Origin of the sequence: Allobosea sp. TWI1241, assembly GCF_039673065.1 — a bacterium.
In the GTDB taxonomy this organism is placed as follows: Bacteria; Pseudomonadota; Alphaproteobacteria; order Rhizobiales; family Beijerinckiaceae; genus Allobosea.
In genome coordinates, this window is the sequence record NZ_JBDJKW010000007.1 from 57228 (window position 1) to 77243 (window position 20016).

19 protein-coding genes are annotated in these 20016 nt (G+C 71.2%); 13 read left to right on the forward strand and 6 right to left on the reverse strand.

The features are described from left to right. The 3 genes from ABE438_RS11000 to ABE438_RS11010 form a co-directional block, all read right to left on the reverse strand. Nucleotides 1-1581: a formate dehydrogenase beta subunit gene (locus ABE438_RS11000; RefSeq protein WP_346502661.1), complete on the reverse strand. Its 1581-nt coding sequence runs from the start codon at nucleotides 1579-1581 to the stop codon at nucleotides 1-3. Then, entirely contained in the window at nucleotides 1578-2048 is a 471-nt protein-coding gene (locus tag ABE438_RS11005) for an NAD(P)H-dependent oxidoreductase subunit E (RefSeq protein ID WP_346502662.1), read from the reverse strand. Before ABE438_RS11005 ends, ABE438_RS11000 begins: the two co-directional genes overlap by 4 nt. A 226-nt stretch (nucleotides 2049-2274) precedes the next feature. Further along, nucleotides 2275-3189 (reverse strand): LysR family transcriptional regulator, encoded by a 915-nt coding sequence (locus ABE438_RS11010; protein WP_346502663.1) that lies wholly within the window; start codon nucleotides 3187-3189, stop codon nucleotides 2275-2277. Between the two features lie 123 nt (nucleotides 3190-3312). Here ABE438_RS11010 and ABE438_RS11015 point away from each other — a divergent pair, with 123 nt between their 5' ends. From ABE438_RS11015 to ABE438_RS11055, 9 genes are all read left to right on the forward strand, one after another. Next, nucleotides 3313-4836, forward strand: coding sequence for a xylulokinase (locus tag ABE438_RS11015; RefSeq protein ID WP_346502664.1), 1524 nt, complete (start codon nucleotides 3313-3315; stop codon nucleotides 4834-4836). A 154-nt stretch (nucleotides 4837-4990) separates the two neighbouring features. Beyond that, entirely contained in the window at nucleotides 4991-5770 is a 780-nt protein-coding gene (locus tag ABE438_RS11020; protein ID WP_346502665.1) for an SDR family NAD(P)-dependent oxidoreductase, read from the forward strand. Between the two features lie 2 nt (nucleotides 5771-5772). Further along, the gene (locus ABE438_RS11025) at nucleotides 5773-6714 is read left to right on the forward strand and encodes an ABC transporter permease (protein ID WP_346502666.1); all 942 of its coding nucleotides are present in this window, start codon (nucleotides 5773-5775) and stop codon (nucleotides 6712-6714) included. Nucleotides 6715-6755: 41 nt separating this feature from the next. Then, complete coding sequence (locus tag ABE438_RS11030) at nucleotides 6756-7697, forward strand: sugar ABC transporter substrate-binding protein (protein WP_346502667.1); 942 nt, start codon at nucleotides 6756-6758, stop codon at nucleotides 7695-7697. Nucleotides 7698-7836: 139 nt separating this feature from the next. Beyond that, nucleotides 7837-8598, forward strand: a complete 762-nt coding sequence (locus ABE438_RS11035) for an ATP-binding cassette domain-containing protein (RefSeq protein WP_346502668.1) — start codon at nucleotides 7837-7839, stop codon at nucleotides 8596-8598. Further along, nucleotides 8582-9532, forward strand: coding sequence for a nucleoside hydrolase (locus tag ABE438_RS11040; protein WP_346502669.1), 951 nt, complete (start codon nucleotides 8582-8584; stop codon nucleotides 9530-9532). Before ABE438_RS11035 ends, ABE438_RS11040 begins: the two co-directional genes overlap by 17 nt. Before the next feature lie 12 nt (nucleotides 9533-9544). Further along, complete coding sequence (locus ABE438_RS11045; RefSeq protein ID WP_346502670.1) at nucleotides 9545-10066, forward strand: hypothetical protein; 522 nt, start codon at nucleotides 9545-9547, stop codon at nucleotides 10064-10066. 124 nt (nucleotides 10067-10190) lie between these two features. Then, on the forward strand, nucleotides 10191-10955 hold the full coding sequence (locus ABE438_RS11050; protein ID WP_346502671.1) for an SDR family NAD(P)-dependent oxidoreductase: 765 nt from the start codon (nucleotides 10191-10193) through the stop codon (nucleotides 10953-10955). A 179-nt stretch (nucleotides 10956-11134) separates the two neighbouring features. Beyond that, complete coding sequence (locus ABE438_RS11055; RefSeq protein WP_346502672.1) at nucleotides 11135-12445, forward strand: alpha/beta hydrolase; 1311 nt, start codon at nucleotides 11135-11137, stop codon at nucleotides 12443-12445. A 39-nt stretch (nucleotides 12446-12484) separates the two neighbouring features. On the opposite strand, the gene ABE438_RS11060 is transcribed toward ABE438_RS11055, so the two are convergent. From ABE438_RS11060 to exbB, 3 genes are read right to left on the reverse strand one after another with little or no spacing between them, the layout of a single operon-like run. Then, entirely contained in the window at nucleotides 12485-13345 is an 861-nt protein-coding gene (locus ABE438_RS11060; protein ID WP_346502673.1) for an energy transducer TonB family protein, read from the reverse strand. Next, nucleotides 13342-13797 carry a TonB system transport protein ExbD gene (exbD, locus tag ABE438_RS11065; protein ID WP_346502674.1) on the reverse strand — a complete coding sequence of 152 codons (456 nt, stop codon included), beginning with the start codon at nucleotides 13795-13797 and terminating at the stop codon, nucleotides 13342-13344. Before exbD ends, ABE438_RS11060 begins: the two co-directional genes overlap by 4 nt. 3 nt (nucleotides 13798-13800) lie before the next feature. Next, complete coding sequence (gene exbB, locus ABE438_RS11070) at nucleotides 13801-14877, reverse strand: tonB-system energizer ExbB (protein WP_465248598.1); 1077 nt, start codon at nucleotides 14875-14877, stop codon at nucleotides 13801-13803. Between the two features lie 336 nt (nucleotides 14878-15213). On the opposite strand from exbB, the gene ABE438_RS11075 reads away from it, so the two are divergent. The 4 genes from ABE438_RS11075 to ABE438_RS11090 all read left to right on the forward strand — a co-directional run bounded on the left by ABE438_RS11075 (nucleotide 15214) and on the right by ABE438_RS11090 (nucleotide 20003). Then, on the forward strand, nucleotides 15214-15921 hold the full coding sequence (locus tag ABE438_RS11075) for a GntR family transcriptional regulator (RefSeq protein ID WP_346502676.1): 708 nt from the start codon (nucleotides 15214-15216) through the stop codon (nucleotides 15919-15921). Continuing rightward, nucleotides 15918-17036, forward strand: a complete 1119-nt coding sequence (locus ABE438_RS11080; RefSeq protein ID WP_346502677.1) for an isocitrate/isopropylmalate dehydrogenase family protein — start codon at nucleotides 15918-15920, stop codon at nucleotides 17034-17036. Before ABE438_RS11075 ends, ABE438_RS11080 begins: the two co-directional genes overlap by 4 nt. A gap of 118 nt (nucleotides 17037-17154) precedes the next feature. After that, on the forward strand, nucleotides 17155-19020 hold the full coding sequence (locus ABE438_RS11085) for a TRAP transporter large permease (RefSeq protein ID WP_346502678.1): 1866 nt from the start codon (nucleotides 17155-17157) through the stop codon (nucleotides 19018-19020). Beyond that, nucleotides 19017-20003, forward strand: a complete 987-nt coding sequence (locus tag ABE438_RS11090; RefSeq protein ID WP_346502679.1) for a TRAP transporter substrate-binding protein — start codon at nucleotides 19017-19019, stop codon at nucleotides 20001-20003. Before ABE438_RS11085 ends, ABE438_RS11090 begins: the two co-directional genes overlap by 4 nt. Nucleotides 20004-20016: the final 13 nt, after the last annotated feature.

The window sequence follows — 20016 nt, forward strand, 5'->3', positions numbered from 1 at the left end:
TCACTCGGCTGCCTGCGCCACGGCGTCAGCCGGCGGCCGGTCGAAATCCTCGGCGAAATGGTTCAGCGCGCTCATCACCGGCATCGGCGTCAGCCCGCCCATGGCGCAGAGCGAGGCGTCGGTCATCAGCGTGGCGAGATCGCGCAGCACGGCGATGTTCTTCGGCCGCTCGACCCCGGCGATGATCCTGTCCATCACCTCGACGCCGCGCGTCGCGCCGATGCGGCACGGCGTGCACTTGCCGCAGCTCTCCTTGGCGCAGAAGGCGAAGGCGAAGCGGGCCTGCCGGGCCATGTCGACCGTGTCGTCGAAGACCACGATGCCGCCATGGCCGAGCATGGCGCGGATCGCGGCCAGCGCCTCGTAATCCATCGGCGTGTCGAGCTGCCCGGCTGTGAGATAGGCGCCGAGCGGCCCGCCGACCTGCACGGCCCGGATCGGCCGGCCGCTCAGCGTGCCGCCGCCCATGTCCTCGATGATCTCGCGCAGCGAGATGCCGAAGGCGAGCTCGACCAGCCCGCCGCGGCGGATATTGCCGCCGAGCTGCACCGGCAGCGTTCCGCGCGAGCGGCCCATGCCGAAATCCGCATAGGCCTGCGCGCCGTGATCGATGATCCAGGGCACGGCCGCGAGCGACAGCACGTTGTTGACCACGGTCGGCTTGCCGAACAGGCCCTGCAGCGCCGGCAGCGGCGGCTTGGCGCGCACGATGGCGCGCTTGCCTTCCAGGCTTTCCAGCAGCGAGGTCTCCTCGCCGCAGATATAGGCGCCGGCGCCGACGCGGATCTCCATATCGAAGGCCCGGCCCGAGCCGAGCACCGAGGCGCCGAGGATGCCGGCCGTGCGCGCGATCTCGATCGCGCGCCGCATGGTGGCGATCGCGTGCGGATATTCCGAGCGGATATAGAGATAGCCCTTGGTCGCTCCGACCGCGAGGCCGGTGATCGCCATGCCCTCGACCAGCAGGAAGGGATCACCCTCGAACAGCATGCGGTCGGCGAAGGTGCCGCTGTCGCCCTCGTCGCCGTTGCAGACCACGTATTTGCGGTCGGCCTCGGCGTCGTGGACGGTCTTCCACTTGATGCCGGTCGGGAAGCCGGCGCCGCCGCGGCCGCGCAGGCCGGAGGCGCGCACCGCCTCGACGATCTCGGCGCCGGCCATGGCGGCGGCCTTCTCCAGGCCCTTCAGGCCGCCATGGGCGCGATACTCCGCCAGCGAGAGCGGCGCGATCACCCCGACGCGCGCGAAGGTGAGGCGCTGCTGGCGCTTCATCCAGTCGAGCTCTTCGACCGGGCCGAGCCGCAGCGCGTGGGCGCCGCCGGCGGTGAGGCCGGCCTCGAATAGCGCGGCGACGTCCTTGGCCGTCACCGGGCCGTAAGCGATGCGGCCTGCCTGCGTCTCGACTTCGACCATCGGCTCGAGCCAGAGCATGCCGCGGCTGCCGTTGCGGACGATCTCGACCGGCTCGCCGCGAGCGTCCGCCTCGCGCGAGATCGCCTTGGCCACGGCCTCGGCGCCGACCGAGAGGGCGGCGGCGTCGATTGGAACATAGATGCGGACGGGATTCATGCCTGCGCTCATGCTTGCGCTCCGCACAGGGAGGCGATGCGGTCGGCGTCGACCCGGCCGAGCAGCTCGCCATCGACCAGGGCCGAGGGGCCGAGCGCGCAGTTGCCGAGGCAGTAGACCGTCTCGACCGCGGCGCGGTCATGCGGCCCGTGCGCGTCGACGACGATGCCGTGGTCACGGGCGAGGTCGCCGACCAGCGTCTCGCAGCCCAGCGCCTGGCAGGCTTCCGCCCGGCACAGCTTGACCACGCGTTGCGGCGGCGGCGCGCTGCGGAAGTCATGATAGAAGGAGATGGTGCCGTGCACGTCGGCCCGCGAGACGTTAAGCGCCTCGGCGATCAGCGGCACGGCCTGCGGCTCGACGCAGCCGAACGCCTCCTGCAAAGCGTGCAGGATCGGCAGCATCGCGCCTTCCAGCGACGCCAGTTCGTCGATGATCGCCTGGGCCTGCGCCTCGTTCCACGCCGGATACGCCGCCATCATTCCTCCCCCGAGCCTCGTCGGACGGCTCTTGCGGCGAAGGTGACCCTTTCTGGAACGATTTCAAATCGTTTGTTTCGACTAATTGATAGGCAAGACCTATCAATCGGGAGTCCTGCGGGAGGCTGATCGTCGCGCGCAGCCCGGATCGAGCCGGCCATTCGTCGAAACACGTTTCGCTGTGGCGCTGCGAAAACCCGGATTGCAGTGCAGCGATAGGCGAAGGCTATCGGATGATGGCGCGTCGCGGCAGCGCGGCGTCGATGACCGGCCTGGTCATCATCAGCAGGTTGCGCGCCAGCGGCGCGATCGGCTGCCGGTCGGGTACGATGAGGCCGATCGTGCGTTGCGCCTCGGGCGCGACCAGCTGCAGGGCGCGCGTGCCGATCGGGATGCCGAAGAACTCCAGAAGCTGCAGCGAGACGATGCTGGCGACACCCTCGATCCCGGCATGGGAGCAGAGGTTGAAGATCGAATTGGTCTCGATCGCCGCGCGCGGTGCGGCGCCGACCGAGCGGAAAATCCCGTCGATGATGCGCCGGTTCTGCATGTCGGAGGTCAGAAGGCAGAGTTTGTGCTCGGCCGCCTCCAGCCAGGTGATGGTGTCGCGGCCGCCGAGCGGCCCGTCCTCGCGCGTCAGCAGCACGTAGGATTCGAGGTAGATCGGCTTCGAGATCACCCGCTCCAGCGGCTCGTTGTCGAGATAGCTCAGCCCGACATCGAGTTCGAAATTGTCCATGCCCTGCTGGATCTGCTGCGAGGTCAGCGAGAGCACGGTCAGCGAGACTGCCGGATAGCGCGCCGAGAACGGCGCGGTGATGTGTGCGATCATCGGCAGGGCGGTGGGGATCGCGCCGAGCCGGATGCGGCCGGAGACGCCCTCGCGCAGCTCGGCGATCGCCTCCTTCATCAGGTCGGCTTCCGCCAGCATGCGCCGGGCATGGGCAAGCACCACCTCGCCCTCCGGGGTGAAGCCCTGGAAGCGGCGTCCGCGCTCGACGATCAGCACGCCGAGCTCGTCCTCGAGCTGGCCGATCGCCGCCGACAACGTCGGCTGCGAGACATGGCAAGCCTCGGCGGCGCGGCGGAAATGCTTCTCTCGGGCCAGGGCGTCGAGATAGATGAGCTGGCGGATGATCACCGTCGTCGAAAACCGTTGCGGGCCGGCAGCACGCTGCCGGCCCGGGAGCCTGATGTTGCGCCAGACACTGTCCCGTTTGTCCCGCCCTGTCCAAGGAAAGCGTCGCCTGAGGGCGGGCCGGGCATGAGCGTCGTCCTCGCCTGCGATCTCGGCGGCACATCCTTTCGCGCGGCCCTGGTCGACGAGGCCGGCACCGTCCTGGCCCAGCATCAGATCGCCGGCCCGGCGACGCGCGACGCCGGCGGCGTCTCCGAGATCGAGCCCGAGGCCTGGTGGGCGCATCTGCGCGAGGCCTGCGCCGCGCTGGCGCGGGCCGAACCGGCGCTGTTCTCGGCTGTCGCCGGCATCGCGATCTGCGGGGTGACGCGCACCCAGGTCGTGCTCGACACAGCCGGGCGCCCGCTGCGGCCGGCGATGAGCTGGAAGGATGTCCGCGCCGAAGCCGTCGCGACCGCCTTGCGCATGCGCTGCGACCCCGCCCATCCCGAGACCGCCCAGCTCAACGCCTTCCACCCGCTCGCCCGGCTCGCCTGGCTGCGCGAGGCCGAGCCGCAGGTCGCGGCGGCGCTGGCCTGCGTCGTCGAGCCGAAGGATTTTCTCAACCTGCGCCTGACCGGCGTCGCAGTTTCCGACCCAGTCTCGCTGGCGCGGCTCGTCGCGGCGGCCCGGCCGGTCGCCGGCGGCGATCTTTTCGCAGCCGCCGGGGTGCCGGGCGCGATCCTGCCGCTGCTGCGCGAGCCCTGGCAGGCGGTCGGCCCGGTGCTGCCCGGATTGCCGGCGCCGCTCGACCGTCTGGCCGGGGTGCCGGTGTTCTGCTCGTCCAACGATACCTATGCCGCGGTGCTCGGGCTCGGCGCCATGCGCCATGGCTATGCCTACAACCTTTCGGGCACCACCGAGGTGCTCGGCGTGGTCGGGCGCGAGCCGGCCCTGGCCGAGGGGCTGATGAGCGTCGACTGGCGCGGGCTCTTCCAGCTCGGCGGGCCGAGCCAGACCGGCGCCGACACCGTTTCCTGGCTTATGGGGCTACTCGGCCGCGCCGAGCGCCCCGTCGGGAGCGAGATGGCGGCTCTGCTCGCCGGGCCGCGCCATCCGCAGCCCCTGATCTTCCTGCCCTATCTCCAGGGCGAGCGCGTGCCGTACTGGGATCCGTCGCTGCGCGGCGCGCTGGTCGGGCTGGCGCGCGGCCATGGCCCGACCGATCTCGCCTATGCGGTGCTGGAGGGCGTGGCCTGCCTCAACCGCATTGTGCTCGCGCGGGCCGAGGCGGCGCTGGGGCTTACCGTGACGGAAATCCGCTTCGGGGGCGGCGGCGCGGCCAACCCGGTCTGGAGCCAGATCAAGGCCGATCTCTGCGGCCGCCCGGTCGTGGTCGGCGCCGCGGCGGAGCCGGGTCTGCTCGGCGCGGCCATCCTCGCCTTCACCGGCCTCGGGCGCTTCGCCGACCTGTCGCAGGCGCAGGAAGCGCTGGCCGCGACCGCCCGCCGCTTCACACCGGATCCGGCGCGCAAGGCGGCCTACGACTCGCTGCACGCGCTCTATGGCCGGGCCGAGGCCGCGCTGGCGCCGCTCTCCCACGCTCTGGCTGCGGAGGGGCGTCAGGGCGCGGCTCTGGCCGGCCTGCGCGGCATGGCGGCTTCGCCATGATCCGCGCTTGTCCCCGGAAAGCCGCCAAAGACGGTTGCAGCCTCGCCTCCGGCCGCTTACGCACGGTGACGCGTCGATCCAAAGAGTTCCCGATGTCCCGACCGTGCCCGGCCTTCCCGTCCCGCCGCCCGGCCCCGCCGTGCGAGGCCCGTCGATGAGCCGTCCCGTCACGCTGATCACCGGAGCTTCCGGTGGGATCTGCAGCGCGCTCGCCCGCAAACTCGCCGCGACCGACAGGCTGGTGCTCACCGGGCTCGAGGCCGAGCTGCTGGACGAGTTGGTCGCCGCCGTCGAGGCCGAAGGGGGCGAGGCCGTTGCGCTTCCTGGCGACATGCGTGACCGCGCCTTCCCGCAGGCGCTGGTCGATCTCGCTCTGGCGCGCTTCGGCCGCATCGACCGTCTCGTCACCGGTGCCGGCGCCTCGCGCGCCGTGCCGCTGGTCGAGATGGAGGACGAGGAGTGGGACGGTCTGGTCGACCTCAACCTCTCGGCCGTCTTCCGCCTCTCCAAGGCCGTCGCCCGCCAGATGATCGCGCAGGGCGAGGGAGGTGCGGTGGTCCACATCTCCTCGATCGCCCATTCCAACGGCGGTGCCAATGTCGCCTATGGCGCGGCCAAGGGCGGCGTCGCCACGCTGACCTACGGCATGGCCCAGCAGCTCGGCCGCCACGGCATCCGCGTCAACGCCGTCGCGCCCGGCATCATCGACACGCCGATGGTGCGGCGCGGCTTCGCCAGCCAATTCGACGGGCTGGTGGCGGGCGCGGCGCAGCGCACGCCGATGGGCCGCCTCGGCCGGCCGGAGGATGTGGCGGGCGTCATCGCCTTCCTGCTCTCGCCGGCGGCCGCCTTCGTCACCGGGGCGCTGATCCCGGTCACCGGCGGCATCGAGATCCTCTCGCCGCTCTCCGCGATCGCCTCCGGGACGAACTGAGCATGCGCGAGATCATCGGTCGCTACGGCACCGCGTTGGCCGGCCTGGCCATGATCCTGTTCTTCGTCGTCTTCGCGCCGAACTTCGCCACGACGATGAACATCGTCAACGTGCTGAAGGATACGAGCTTCCTCGCCATCCTGGCGCTGGGCTTCACGCTGGCCTTTACCGTCGCCGAGCTCGATCTCTCCATCGCCGAGATGGCGAGCCTGGCGGCCGTGGTCTGCGGCTGGATGGTGCAGGCGCAGTATCCGCCTCTGGCGGCGATGGGGGCGGCGATCACGGTCGGCGCGCTGCTCGGCACGGCCAACGGCTACGGCGTCACCGTGCTGCGCATCCCCTCGCTGATCATGACGCTCGGCACGGCGGCGATCGCCAAGGGCTTCGCCTTCATGATCACCCAGGGCGTCGCCTTCGTCGGCCGCTGGCCGGTTGGCTTCACCGGGCTGGCGCGCGGCTACACCTTCGGCATTCCCAACCTGGTGCTCTGGCTCGCCGGCGTGACGCTGCTCGCCTGGGGGCTGGTGAAGTGGACGCGCACCGGCGCTCATATGGTCGCGACCGGCGAGGCCGACGAGGCGGCCAGGCTCGCCGGCATCGCCACCGCGCGGATGAAGCGGATCGGCCTGCTGCTCTCGGGCGTGCTCGCCGGCGTCACGGCGATGCTGCTCGCCGCCAACCTCTCCTCCGCCGCGCCCAACATGGCCGGCGACTATCTGCTCTACGCCATCGCCGCCGTGCTGCTCGGCATGACCATGTTCGAGCCCGGCAAGCCGAACGTGCCCGGCACGGTCTTCGCGGCGCTGGTGCTCAAGGTGCTCGGCAATGGCCTCGTGCTGCTCGGTGCACCCTATTACATCCAGGATATCGTGCTCGGCCTCATCATCATCGGCTCGGTCGCCTTCTCGGCCAGCGCGATGAAGACGGCGGCGTTCAAGGTCTGACGGTTCGGGCGACGACAACGGTCAACGAGGGGAGTGCGCAGATGGTCGGGTTCAGGGGAATGCTGCTGGCGGCCGCCGCCGTCGTCGGGCTGGGGCAGGGCGCCCAGGCCTTCGAGCTCGGCGTGATCGGCTTCCAGTTCTCGTCGGAGACGCATGCACGCGTCGCCAATGCCGCGGCCGCGGCGGCCAAGGCAAGGGGCTGGAACGTCACCCTGCTCAACTCCGAGGGCGCGCTGCCTAAGCATGCCGAGCAGTTCGACGCGCTGATCGCCCGCAAGGTCGACGCCATCGTCATCGCCATGGGCAAGCCGGTCGAGGCCGACGCCCAGTTCAAGGCCGCCAAGGATGCCGGTATCCCGGTGATCACGGTGCAGTCCGGCGCCAGCCAGCATGCGCTCTTCGACATCCAGTCGAACGAGTACAAGATCGGCGCCGACGCGGCGCTCTATCTGCTCGGCGAGCTCGGCTACAAGGGTAATATCGTTTCCGCCCGCTTCGATCTCAACGTCGCCTCCCGCGTGCGCGGCAAGGTGCTCGACGCCGTGCTCTCCGAGAACCAGGCGGTGAAGGAGCTCGGCAAGTTCTCCATGGCCCGCACCCAGAGCTGGCGCGACGACGTGCGCGCCGGCATGCAGGCGCTGCTGCTGCAGAACCAGGGCAAGATCAACGGCATTTGGGCGTCGTTCGACGGGCAGGCCTACATCATCGACGACCTGCTGCAGGCGCAGGGCGTCAAGAAGGGCCAGATCCCGCTGGTCTCGGTCGACGGCGGCAAGGAGACCTATGCCCGCATCGCCGACCCGAACTCGACCTTCATGGCCACCGTCGCCATCCCCTTCGACGAGATGGGCAAGCAGGCGGTCGATGCGATCCAGGCGATCGTCGTCGAGAAGAAGCCGAAGGAGAGCATCACCGCGGGCCCGTATCTGTTCACCGAGGCGGTGCTGGTCGACAAGAACAATGTCGACAAGTTCCTGAAGTGAAGGGCGAAGCGGCCAGCGTGGCGTCATGGTCGGCCCTATCCCGACCTTCCGCGGCTCCGTCGGTCGAGGTCCGTGTTCAAGACGTGGATGCGCGCCACAAGGGCGAGCATGACGGGCAGTGCCTCCGGAGCGATCTGCGATGACCGCCACACCCCTCCTGTCGCTGCGCGGCATCGGCAAGGCCTACGGCCCGGTCGTGGCGGTGCGCGACGTCGACCTCGACATCTTCGCCGGCGAGGTCGTGGCGATCTGCGGCGACAACGGCGCCGGCAAGTCGAGCCTGATCAAGGTGATCTCCGGCGCCGAGGAGCCGAGCAGCGGCACGCTCGCCATGAACGGCCGCCCCGTCGCCTTCGCCTCGCCCCATGACGCGCTGAGCCATGGCGTCGCGACGATCTACCAGGACCTCGCGCTCGCCCCGCGCCTGTCGATCGCGCAGAACGTCTTCATGGGCTCCGAGCTGACGCGGCCGCTGGGACTGCCCTTCCTGCAGGTGCTCGACAAGAAGCGCATGGCGCAGGAGGCGCGCGGCTACCTGCAGCAGCTCTCGGTCACGGTCGCCGACATGGACCGGCCGGTCGAGCGGCTTTCGGGCGGGCAGCGCCAGGCGGTGGCGATCTCGCGTGCCCTGCGCTGGAAGGCGCAGATCATCATCATGGACGAGCCGACGGCGGCGCTCGGCGTCAAGGAGACGGCGCTGGTGCTCGACCTGATCCGCAAGCTCAAGGCTGACGGCCGCACCGTGCTGCTGATCAGCCACAACATGCGCGACGTCGTGGCGCTGGCCGACCGCGTCGTCATCATGGGCGCCGGCCGCAAATACGAGGATCGCCCGCTCGGCGACCTCACCGCCGACGACCTCAGCCACCTGATCATGGCCGGCAATGCGCGAGCTGCCTGAGATGGCGCGCGAGACCATCGTCATCGACACCGATCCGGGGCAGGACGACGCCGTCGCCCTGCTCCTCGCCTTCGCCAGCCAGGCGGAGCTCGACCTGCGGGCGATCACCACGGTCGCCGGCAATGTGCCGGTGGCGCAGACCACCGCGAACGCGCTGCGCGTGCGCGACCTCGCAGGCTGCGACGCGGTGCCGGTCCATCGCGGAGCCGAACGGCCGCTGGTCTGCGCGCTGGAGACCGCCGAATTCGTCTGCGGGCCGGACGGACTGGCGGGCTCCGGCCTGCCGGCGCCGCGCAGTGCGGTGGCGCCGGGCCACGCGGTCGACGCGCTGATCGCATTGCTGCGCGCCGCCCCTGACGACAGCGTCACGCTCTGCCCGCTCGGACCGCTGACCAATCTGGCGTTCGCCTTCCGCCTCGCGCCCGAGGTGCTGCCCAAGGTGCGGCGCATCGTGCTGATGGGCGGGGCGATCGGGCTGGGCAACATCACGCCGGCCGCCGAATTCAACATCCATGTCGACCCGCACGCAGCGGCGATCGTCTTCGGCTGCGGCCGGCCGATCGTGATGCTGGGGCTCGGCGTCACGCTGAAGGCGATCGCCTCGCACGCCCAGGTCGCCGGCCTGCTCGCGACCGGCAACGCCGCGAGCCGCTGCGTCCACGGCATGGTCACGCGACCGCGGCCGGGCGGGCTCGGCAGCGACGGCCACCCGATGCACGACGCCTGCGTGGTGGCCTATCTGCTCTGGCCCGAGCTGTTCGCCGGGCGCGACTGCTTCTTGGCGGTCGAGACGGGGGAGGGGCCCTTGCGCGGCCGCACCACCATCGACTGGAACGGCCGGCTCAAGCGGCCGGCCAACGCCCATGTCGTCGCCGAGGTCGAGGCGGAGGCGCTGTTTACCCGCCTGTTCGCCCGGCTCGCGACCCTGCCCTGACCGGAGACCGCCATGGCCCATTTCGTCGATGCGCTTCAGGACGAGGCCGCGCGCGCCGTCGCCGCGATGCGCGAGACCGCGCTCTCGGCCCGTGCCGCCCATGCCCGGGCCGAGCTGATGCGCCATATGCTGACCACCGCCCGCAAGGTCGCCTGCCGCCCCAAGGCCGAGGCGGTCGAGATCGTGGTGCGCGAATGGATGGACGCCTGGAATCTCGGGCGCGCCGACTGGCCGCACATCGCCCGCGAGATGGAGGGCTTCACCGCCGCCTTCCATGACTATGCCAACGCGCCCGACGACGCGCATGACGCGGCGCTGCGCATCGCCTGCGCCGCGCTGGACGAGGCGTTCGCCCGCGAGGGCACCTCGATCGCCGAGCAGATGGCGTTGCGCTCGCAATGTGCCCATCGCTGGTGGGAGCTCGTCGTGCCGGTCCCCGCCGACCTGCCGGGCGCCAAGCCGCGTCCCAGCGTGCCGGAACTGCAGCCCGACCGCCCGTTCTGGGAGACCGGCTGCGCCGATTTCTGCCGCTGATGGATCGGCAGGCGGGCGGCGGCATCCGGGGCATGCCCGGGTTGTCCCGCTGACGGTGGCCGTGTGCGGGGCGATCGCGCCATACTGCCGCTGAAACGATTAGAACGATCGCCGAGGAGGAAACATGATCGAGGATCTCAAGGGGCTGCGCGCCCTCGTCACCGGCTCGAGCACCGGCATCGGTGCCGCCGTGGCCAAGGCCTATGCCGCTCATGGCATGCGCGTCGTGGTCCATTACAATTCCAGCGAGGACAAGGCCCGCGCCGTGGTCGACGCCATCAAGGCGGCCGGCGGCGAGGCCCATGCGCTCAAGGCCGACGTGTCCTCGACGGCCGCGACGGTCGAGCTGGTCGAGAAGGCGGCCGAGCTGCTCGGCGGGCTCGACGTGCTGGTAAACAATGCCGGCGCGCTGGTGAAGCGCGTGCGCATCGCCGACATGGAGGACGACGTCTTCGACGAGATCGTCAACCTCAACATCCGCTCGGTGGTGATGGCCTCCAAGACCGCGCTGCCGCACCTGGCGAAATCCGGCAAGGGCTGCGTGATCAACCTCGCCTCGGTGGCCGCGCGCAATGGCGGGGGGCCGGGCGCCACGATCTACGCCAGCGCCAAGGCCTTCGTGCTCAACCTGACCCGCGGCATGGCCAAGGAGTTCAACGAGCAGGGCGTGCGGGTCAACGCGGTCTCGCCGGGCGTGATCGCCACGCCGTTCCACGAGCGCTTCTCGACGCCCGAGATGCTGGAGACCATGCGCAAGACCATCCCGATGGGGCGCCTGGGCACCGCGGACGAGAATGTCGGCGCCTTCCTGTTCCTCGCCAGCCCGGCGATGAGCGGCTACATCACCGGCCAGTCGATCGAGGTGAACGGCGGCCAGGTGATGGTCTGACCAGGTGGTAGTCTGACCAAGTGATGGTCTGAAACACCGCCCGGGGTGACGCTAAGTCGCCCCGGGCGCGCGATATCCCCGCAAGTCGTTCTGGGGCGCCACTGTGTCTTTGCCGTCCTTGACGGGGGCTAGACCCTCCCCGCAAGGTCCGGTCGATCAGGACGCAGCAGAGGTGGCTCGTGTCGACGCAAAACCGTGAACCGGGCCGCAAGCGCCTTGCGCGCCTCCGGTCCTTCCCGGCCCTGCTGCTCGGCGCCCTGGTGCTGGCGGGCTGCGCCGGCGACGTCCGGGGCGTGCTGCGGCCGGTCGAGGCCTCGGCCCCCGGCACCAGCAAGGTCACCATGCTGGTCGCCACCACCCGCGCGCCGGATCCCGATCAGGGCCTGCTCTTCTCCGGCGAGCGCGGCAAGCCGGCCTATGTCGAGATCACCGTTTCCGTCCCGCCCGATTCCCGCCGCGTCGTCGGCGAGGTGCAGTGGCCGAAGAAGCTGCCGGGCGATCCCGAGACCGATTTCGTCACCCTCAACGTCACGCCGCTCGATCTGAAGACCGGTCTGTCGCGGCTGCACGGCAAGCTCGCCAAGGTGCCCAAGCGCCGGATCATGCTGTTCGTGCACGGCTTCAACAACCGCTTCGAGGACGCGGTTTACCGCTTCGCGCAGATCGTCCACGATTCGCGCGCCGACGTGGTGCCGGTGCTGTTCACCTGGCCGTCGCGCGGCTCGATCTTCGCCTATGGCTATGATCGAGAGAGCGCGACCTATTCCCGCCATGCGCTGGAATCGCTGCTCCAGGGCCTCGCCCGCGACCCCTCGGTCGGCGAAGTCTCGATCCTTGCGCATTCCATGGGCAATTGGGTGGCGCTGGAATCGCTGCGCCAGATGTCAATCCGCAATCGCGGCATCCTGCCCAAGATCGCCAACGTCATGCTGGCCTCGCCTGATGTCGACGTCGACGTCTTCCGCACCCAGATCGGCGAGATGGAGGGACGGCGGCCGAACTTCACCCTCTTCGTTTCGCAGGACGACCGGGCGCTCGCCTTCTCGCGCCGGCTCTGGGGCTCCACCGCCCGGCTCGGCGCCATCGACCCCGAGGCCGAGCCCTTCCGGACTGCGCTGGAGGCGGAGCGTATCACCGTGCTCAACCTGACCAAGCTGCGCGCCGGCGACCGGCTGAATCACGGCAAGTTCGCCGCCAGCCCCGAGGTGGTGAAGCTGATCGGCACCCGCCTCGTCGAAGGCCAGCCGATCACCGATTCCCGCGTCGGCCTCGGCGACAAGCTGATCGAGGCGACCGGCAGCGCCGCCGCGGCGGTCGGTACCGCCGCGGGCATCATCGTCAGCGCCCCGGTCGCCGTGATCGACTCCAAGACGCGCGAGAACCTCGGCGGCCAGGTCGAGCAGTTCGGCTATCGCCTGCAGGATGCCGGGGGCGCGGTCGGCGACACGATCACCGCCCCGTTCGGTGCCGGCGTCGGCGCCCAGCGCTGATAGCGCTGGCCCGGCCCGGCTGCGGCGCGTGGCCGGCGCTCAGCGGTTGAAGCGGATCGGCACCGAGAGCGAGACCGAGCCCGCGCCCCCGACGCCCGCCGGCGGGGCAGGGACCGGGCTCGCCCGCTGGATCATCGCCGCGGCTTCCTGATCCAGCGCGGAATCGCCGGAAGAGCGCACCACGCGGGCCGAGAGCACGCGCCCGCCGCGGTCGATGGCGAAGGCGACCTGGACCGTGCCGGGGCTCGCCCCGGCCGGGAAGCGCTTGTGGCGGTTGAGATGCGCGATCAGCGAGCTGCGCCAGGAGGCGGTCGCCGCCGCGCTGCTCGCCGCCGTGCCGAGCGAGGCGTTCGACGGCGCCGAGGCGCGTGGCGTCGAAGCGGGCGGCGCCGCGGCCTCGCGCGCCTTCGGCACCTCGCGCTCCACGGGCTTGCGCTGCACCACCTTCGGCTTCGGCGGCGGCTTGCGCTGGACGATCTTCTTCGGCGGCTCGGGCTTGCGCTCGACCTTGGGTTCGGGCGGCGGCGGGAGCAGCACGGCGTCGAGCTTCGGGATCGCGGGCAGGTCGGGCAGCTTGATCTCGGGCTCGGCAACCGGGGTCGGTTCCGGCTCGGGCTCAGGTTCCGGCAGCGGCTCGGGCTCCTTGACCGGCTCCGGCACCGGTTCCGGCTCGACGCGCTCGGGCGCGACCGGGAGGTCCTCAGCCGGCGCCTCCTCAGCGACCGAGACCGCGGCGAGCTCGATCATGATCGCCGGCTCCGGCGCGCCGGCGGCCGCCTCCTGGGGGCGCCAGTTCAGGGCGCCCCAGGCCAGACCGCCATGCGCCGCGGCGACGGCCAGCCCGGCCACGCCCCAGCGCAGCGCCGCGCCCCAGCGATGATGCGGAGAGTGTGCGCTCATGGCCTGGCGCCTGCGGCGGGGGCGGAGCCCTGGCCGGTGTCCTCGATGCCGACCAGCGCGATCTTGAGATAGCCGGCATTGCGCAACTCGTTCATCACGCCCATCAGGTCGCGATAGGCCACGGCGCCGTCGGCGCGCAGGAAGACGCGCTGCTCGCGGTCGTTGCCGGTCTGGCGGTCGAGCACTGCCTGGAGCTGCTCGCGCGGCAGATCGTCATTGCCGAGCGCCAGCGTCAGGTCCTGCTTGACCGTCAGGAAGACGGGCTTGTCGGGGCGCTGCTGCGGCTGGGCGTTGGAGACCGGCAGATCGACCGCGACATCGACGGTCGAGAGCGGGGCCGCCACCATGAAGATGATCAGCAACACCAGCACCACGTCGATGAACGGCGTGACGTTGATGTCCGAGACCTCGCCGAGGTCGCCGTCCTGCGGGTCCTTGAGCGAAACGGCCATGGCTCACTCCGCAGGAACGCGCGGCATCGCCGCCGGCTGGGGCGGCACCGCGTGCAGCGCGGCGCGGGCGGGCGGCACGGCGGCGCGGCGGGCGCGCTCGAGATCGCGCGAGAGATGGCGCAGCACCTCGCCGGACGCGTCCGACAGCGTGGCGCGATAGCCGGCGATGGCGCGCGAGAACACGTTGTAGATGATCACGGCCGGAATGGCGGCGACGAGGCCGATCGCGGTGGCGAGCAGCGCTTCGGCGATGCCGGGCGCGACCACGGCAAGATTGGTGGTCTTCGACTGGCTGATGCCGATGAAGGAATTCATGATGCCCCAGACCGTGCCGAACAGGCCGACGAAGGGCGCGGTCGAGCCGATGGTGGCGAGCAGGCCGGTGCCGCGCGCCATGTCGCGGCCGGCGCGGGCTTCGATCCGCGACAGGGCGATCGCTGCGCGCTCCTTGATGCCGTCCTCGCTGAGCTCGGCGGAGCGCTCGCGCTCGGCCTGGGCCGCGCCGACGATCATCGCGACCGGGCCGCGCGCGCGGCCGTGCTTGCCGGCGATGGCGCGGGCGGCTTCGTCGAGATCCCTGGCTTCCTCGAGGTGGCGCACGCCGCGGCGCGAGCGGGTCTTGGCGGCCGCCAGCTCCAGCGACTTGGCGAGCCAGATCGTCCAGGTGACGACCGAGGCGAAGGCGAGGCCGATCATCACCGCCTTCACGACGATGTCGGCCGCCATGAACATGCCCCAGGGCGACAGATCGTGCGGCAGCGGGCCGGGCGCAGGCTGCGGGGCGGGGGCCGTGGCCGCGATCGGCGGATGCGCCGGCATCGGCATCGGGCCATGCGCGCCGGAGGGCGTCTCGACTTGCGCCGCGGCCGGCGCCTGCGGACCCGCCTGTTGCGGGGCCGGGGCCGGGGCCGGGGCCGGGGCCGGGGCCTGCGGTGCGGGCTGTACGGACGGAGCAGGCGTCGCGGCAGGCGCGCTCTGCTCGGCCGGCGCCGGCGTTTGCGCGAGCGTGTCGCTGCCCGGCAGGAGGGCGAGGCTCATGGCGAGCATGGCAGGGCCGATCAGACGCAGCATCGAACGCATTCCGTGGTCTCGAGCGTTTTGGCGTCCCTCTGGCGGGGCGCTCCGGTCTCCGGTGCGGCACGTGGAGGACGGCGGCCGCGATCACGATCATCGGCCCCATCCTGGCGACGGGCGGCCGGGACGATCTGACATGCAGTTACAGGAGCGGAGATAGCTAAGCAAATACAATAGTTTGCATCATTTCTAAACTGCTGCCTCCGTGGCCCGGCTTCGGCGGCCGCTTCGGTGATCTACCGTGCCCCGCGGAACAGCCTCGCACGTCAGACGGCTTGCGGTTCGCGACGAAGCGCGCTAACGCTTCAAATAACGTATACATTAATGAAGGCATCGAAGCCGGTGGATGATCGTGCTGCGCGCGGGGAGGGGGAAGGCGAGGCCAGGCCGGCGCGGTCGGTCGATGCCGTCTATCTGCGGCTGAAGCAGCAGATCCTCGACAACCGCTACGCGCCCGGCGCGCAGGCCCTCGAAAGCGAGATCGCCGCGGCGCTCGGCGCCTCGCGCACGCCGGTCCGCGAGGCCTTCGTCCGGTTGCAGCAGGAGGGGCTGCTCGAGATCGTGCCGCGCCACGGCGTCCGCATCGCGGCGCTGTCGCCCGACGACATGAAGGAGATCTACGAGGTCCTGATGTCGCTGGAGCCGACCGCCGTCGAGTTGCTGGCGGCCAGGCGCCCTTCGGCCGCCGACCTCGCCTGCCTGGTCGAGGCCTGCGACGCCATGGAGGCGGCCCTGGCCGGTCCGGCGCCGGATCTCGCGGCCTGGGCCGCGGCCGACGAGCGCTTCCACATCAACCTGGCGCGGCTGTGCGGCAACCGGCGGCTGGCGGCGATGATCATGACAGTCTGGGACCAGGCGCATCGCGCCCGCATGTTCACCCTGAGCCTGCGCCCGCTGCCGCTGCGCTCCACCGCCGAGCACCGCGCCGTGCTCGACGCCATTCTCGGCGGCGACGGCGAGACCGCGCGCGACCTCTACGTCGCCCATCGCCGGCGCGGGGGCGCCGAACTCACCGCCATCATCGAACGTCACGGGATCCAGCGTCTATGAGCTCGAAGACTTCCAACGCATTCCACATCGCCGCCATGCCGGGCGAGGGCATCGGGCTCGAGGTCATGGAGGCCGCGCAGGCGGTTCTGGAGGCGGTCGAAGCCCGCTTCGGCATCGCGTTCCGCTCGGAGACGATTCCCGGCGGCGCCCATCACTACCGCGAGACCGGCGCCACCCTGCCCAAGGACGGGCTGGCGCGGGCCGGGCAGGCCGACGCGATCCTGTTTGGCGCCATGGGCTGGCCGGACATCCGCTTTCCGGACGGCACCGAGATCGCCCCGCAGCTCGATATCCGCATGCATTACGGGCTCTATGCCGGCGTGCGACCGATCCGCGCCATTCCCGGCGTGCCGACCGCGCTCGCCGATCCGCGCGCGGCCGGGATCGACCTCGTCATCGTGCGCGAATCCACCGAGGGCATGTTCGCCTCGCGCGGCAAGGGCGAGATCATCGACGATCGCGAGGCGCGCGACACCCAGGTCATCACCCGCGACGTCACCGAGAAGCTGACGGCCTTCTCCTGCGGGCTGGCCCGCCGCCGCAAGGCGACCCGCGGCACGCCGGGCCGCGTCACGCTGGTCGACAAGGCCAACGTCTTCCGCTCCTTCGCCTTCATGCGGCAGGTCTTCCACGAGACCGCGGCCAAGCATCCCGACATCGAGGCGCGCCATCACTATGTCGACGCCATGGCGCTCGACCTGGTGCGCCGGCCCTGGGATTTCGACGTGCTGCCGATGGAGAACCTGTTCGGCGACATTCTCTCGGATCTCGGCGCCGGGCTGATCGGCGGCATGGGCTTCGCGCCCTCGGCCGATGTCGGCGACCGCAACGCCATGTTCCAGCCCAGCCACGGCACGGCGCCCGACATTGCCGGCCAGGGCATCGCCAACCCGACCGCGATGATCCTCTCGGCCGCGATGATGCTCGACTGGCTGGGCGAGACCCGCTCCAGCCAGGCCGCGACCGACGCGGCCCTGGCGATCGAGAAGGGCGTCGACAAGGCCTTCGGCGAGCGCGGCCTGCGCAGCCAGGACATCGGCGGCGGGCACGGCACCGTCGAGATCGGCCGCACCGTCGCCGAACTGGTGCGTAGCGGCGCGGCCGACCCGGCCTGAGCGAAACCGGCGCCGCCGCAGGTTCCCCGCGGCGGCGCGCACGCCTATATGCAGGTCGAGGTGCGCCGCACGAGGCGGCGCCGCCAGCTCCCAGCCGCGCCGAGGCCTGCGACCCGCAATGACGATGCCAGCCGCCCGCACCGCCGAGGGCGAGGCCCAGCCGCGTCGCGGTCGCGGTTTGCCTGCGCTCGCGGCCGCGCTGGAATGGGCCGGCGCCGTCGTGCTGGCGCTGCTCTTCGTCCTCGTCATGCTGGCGGTGACGCGTCGCTATCTCTTCGGCGCCGGGCTGGTCTGGTCCGATGAGTTGGCTGTCTGGCTCAATGTGCTGCTGGTGGCGATCGGCATGCCAGTCGCCGTCACAAGCGCCTTGGCCATGCGCTTCGACGTGCTGGTGCGCATCCTGCCCCCTGCCGCCCGCCGGCTGGCCGACACCCTCGCCGACGCCGTCGCGGTGCATGCGACTCTGGTGATCGCGCTCGGCGGCGCGGCCGTCGCCGCGCATGTCGGCGGCGTCTCGACCGTGCTCGGCTTGCCGGAAGGGCTGCGCTTCGGCGCCTTCGCCGCCGGCGGCGCGCTGACGCTCGTCGTCCTGCTCTGGCGCGCGGCGTCGGAGCGCTCGCTCCTCGCCATGCTGGCCGCTGGTCTCGCCGGAACCGGGCTCTATCTGGCGGCGAACAGCGGCGCGGGGTTCGCGGTCGCGACGCCGAGCCTTGTTGCGGCGCTCGTCGCGGCAACGGGCCTGCTGGCTGGCGCGCCGCTGCCCTTCGCCCTGCTCAGCGGTGTCTCGCTTTCCGGCGCCTTCGGCGGCCTCTTGCCGGAGCCGGCCATGGTCCAGACCACGGTCTCTGGCCTGTCGAAATTCCTGTTGCTGGCGATTCCCTTCTTCCTGCTCGCCGGCGAGCTCCTCACCGCGGGCGGGCTCGCCGAGCGGCTGGTGCGCTTCGCGGCGGCGCTGGTCGGGCACTGGCGGGCCGGGTTGGCCCAGACGACGCTGTTCGCCAGCGTGCTGTTCTCCGGCGCCTCGGGCTCCTCGGTCGCCAACGCCGCCTTCGGCGCCAAGGTGATGGGCCCGGCGCTGGTGGCGCGCGGCTATCCGCCGGCCAAGGCCGGGGCGATCGTCGCCGGCGTCTCGATGCTCGACAACATCATCCCGCCCTCGATCGCCTTCCTGATCCTCGCCAGCGCGACCAGCCTGTCGGTGGGCGCATTGCTGGTCGGGGGTATGGTCGCGGGCGCGGTGCTGACGGTCGCGCTCGCCATCGGCATTCACCTGACGGTCCGGGAGACCGCCGCGCCGGCGCCACGCGCCAGCCGCGCCGAGCGGCTCGCCGGCTTCACCGGCGCGCTGCCGGCGATCGGCCTCGGCGTCGTCGTCGTGGTCGGCATCCGCTTCGGCGTCGTCACCGTCACCGAGGCCTCGGCGCTGGCGGTGGCCTATGCCCTCGTCACCTGCCTCGCTTTGCGCGCCCTCGACTGGCGCGGCGTCGCCGCCGCCCTGCGCAAGGCGTCCGGCGAGGCGGCGGCTGTCGGGCTCCTGATCGGCGCCTCGGCGCCCTTCGCCTTCCTGCTCGCGGTCGACCGGGTCTCCGACGCCATGGCCGGGCTGGTCACCGCCTTCGGCGGCGGCCCCTATGCGGTGATGCTGCTCGCCAATCTCGTGCTGCTGGTCGCCGGCCTCTTCCTCGACATCGGCGCGGCGATCCTGCTGCTCGCGCCGCTGCTGCTGCCGGTCGCCATCGCGGCGGGGCTCGATCCCGTCCAGTTCGGCGTGGTGCTGGTGGTGAACCTGATGATCCACGGGCTGACGCCGCCGCTCGGCATCCTGGTCTATGTCGTCTCCGGCATCATGCGCGTGCCGGCTGCGGCGGTGTTCCGGGCCGTGCTGCCGCTGCTGGCGAGCCTGCTCGCGGCGCTGGCGCTGATGTGTCTCATGGTCGCGGCCTGGCCCGCGCTCGCACCCGCCGTCAAGGAGGTCTTCCGATGATGCCGACCCGCCGCCATCTTCTCGCAGGCGCCGTCGCCGCCCCCGCTTTGCTCGCCGCTGGCAGCCTGCGCGCTGCGCCGCGCCCGGTGACGGTCGCTTCGCTCTTCGGTGAGGACAAGCCGGAGACGATGATCTGGCGGCGCATCGCCGAGCGGCTGGCGCAGTCTGCGCCGGGCCGCTTCGACCTGCGCATCGTCGGCAATGCGGCGCTCGGCGGCGAGAAGGAGGTGGCGGAGGGCATGCGGCTTGGCTCGATCCAGGCCTCGCTCTCGACGACCTCGGCCCTGTCCGGCTGGGTGCCGAAGGGCCAGATCCTCGATCTGCCCTTCCTGTTCCGCGACCGGGCGCATCTGCGCGTTGTGCTCGACGGGCCGCTCGGCGAGGAGCTCAAGGCGGCCTATGCGGCGCAGGGCTTCGTCGTGCTCGGCTTCATCAATTACGGCGCGCGCCATCTGCTCGCCAAGGAGGAGATCACCACGCCGGCCGGCATCCGCGGCAAGCGCATCCGCGTGATCCAGAGCCCGTTGCATACGGAACTCTGGGCCGGCTTCGGCGCGCATCCGACGCCGATCCCGATCCCCGAGGCCTATAACGCCCTGAAGACCGGGGTGGTCGACACCATGGACCTGACCAAGTCGGCCTATGTCGGCTTCCGCCTGCACGAGGTGGTGCCGGTGCTGATCGAGACCGGCCATATCTGGGCTTCGGGCGTCGTCCACGTCTCGGCCGCCTTCTGGAAGGGCCTGTCCGAGGCGGACCGGGCCGCGCTGGCGGCTGCCGCCGCCGAGGGGGCGCGCTATTTCGACGAGTTGATCGTCGCCGACGAGGAGGCCTCCATGGCGAAGGCCGTCGCCGAGGGTGCCCGCGTCGTGCCGGCGCAGGACCGGCCGGCCTGGGAGGAGGGCGCCCGCAGGGTCTGGACCGCCTTCGCGCCGAAGCTCGGCGGTATCGCGGCGATCGAGGCGATCGCAGCCGGTCGCTGAGACAGACGCCGGA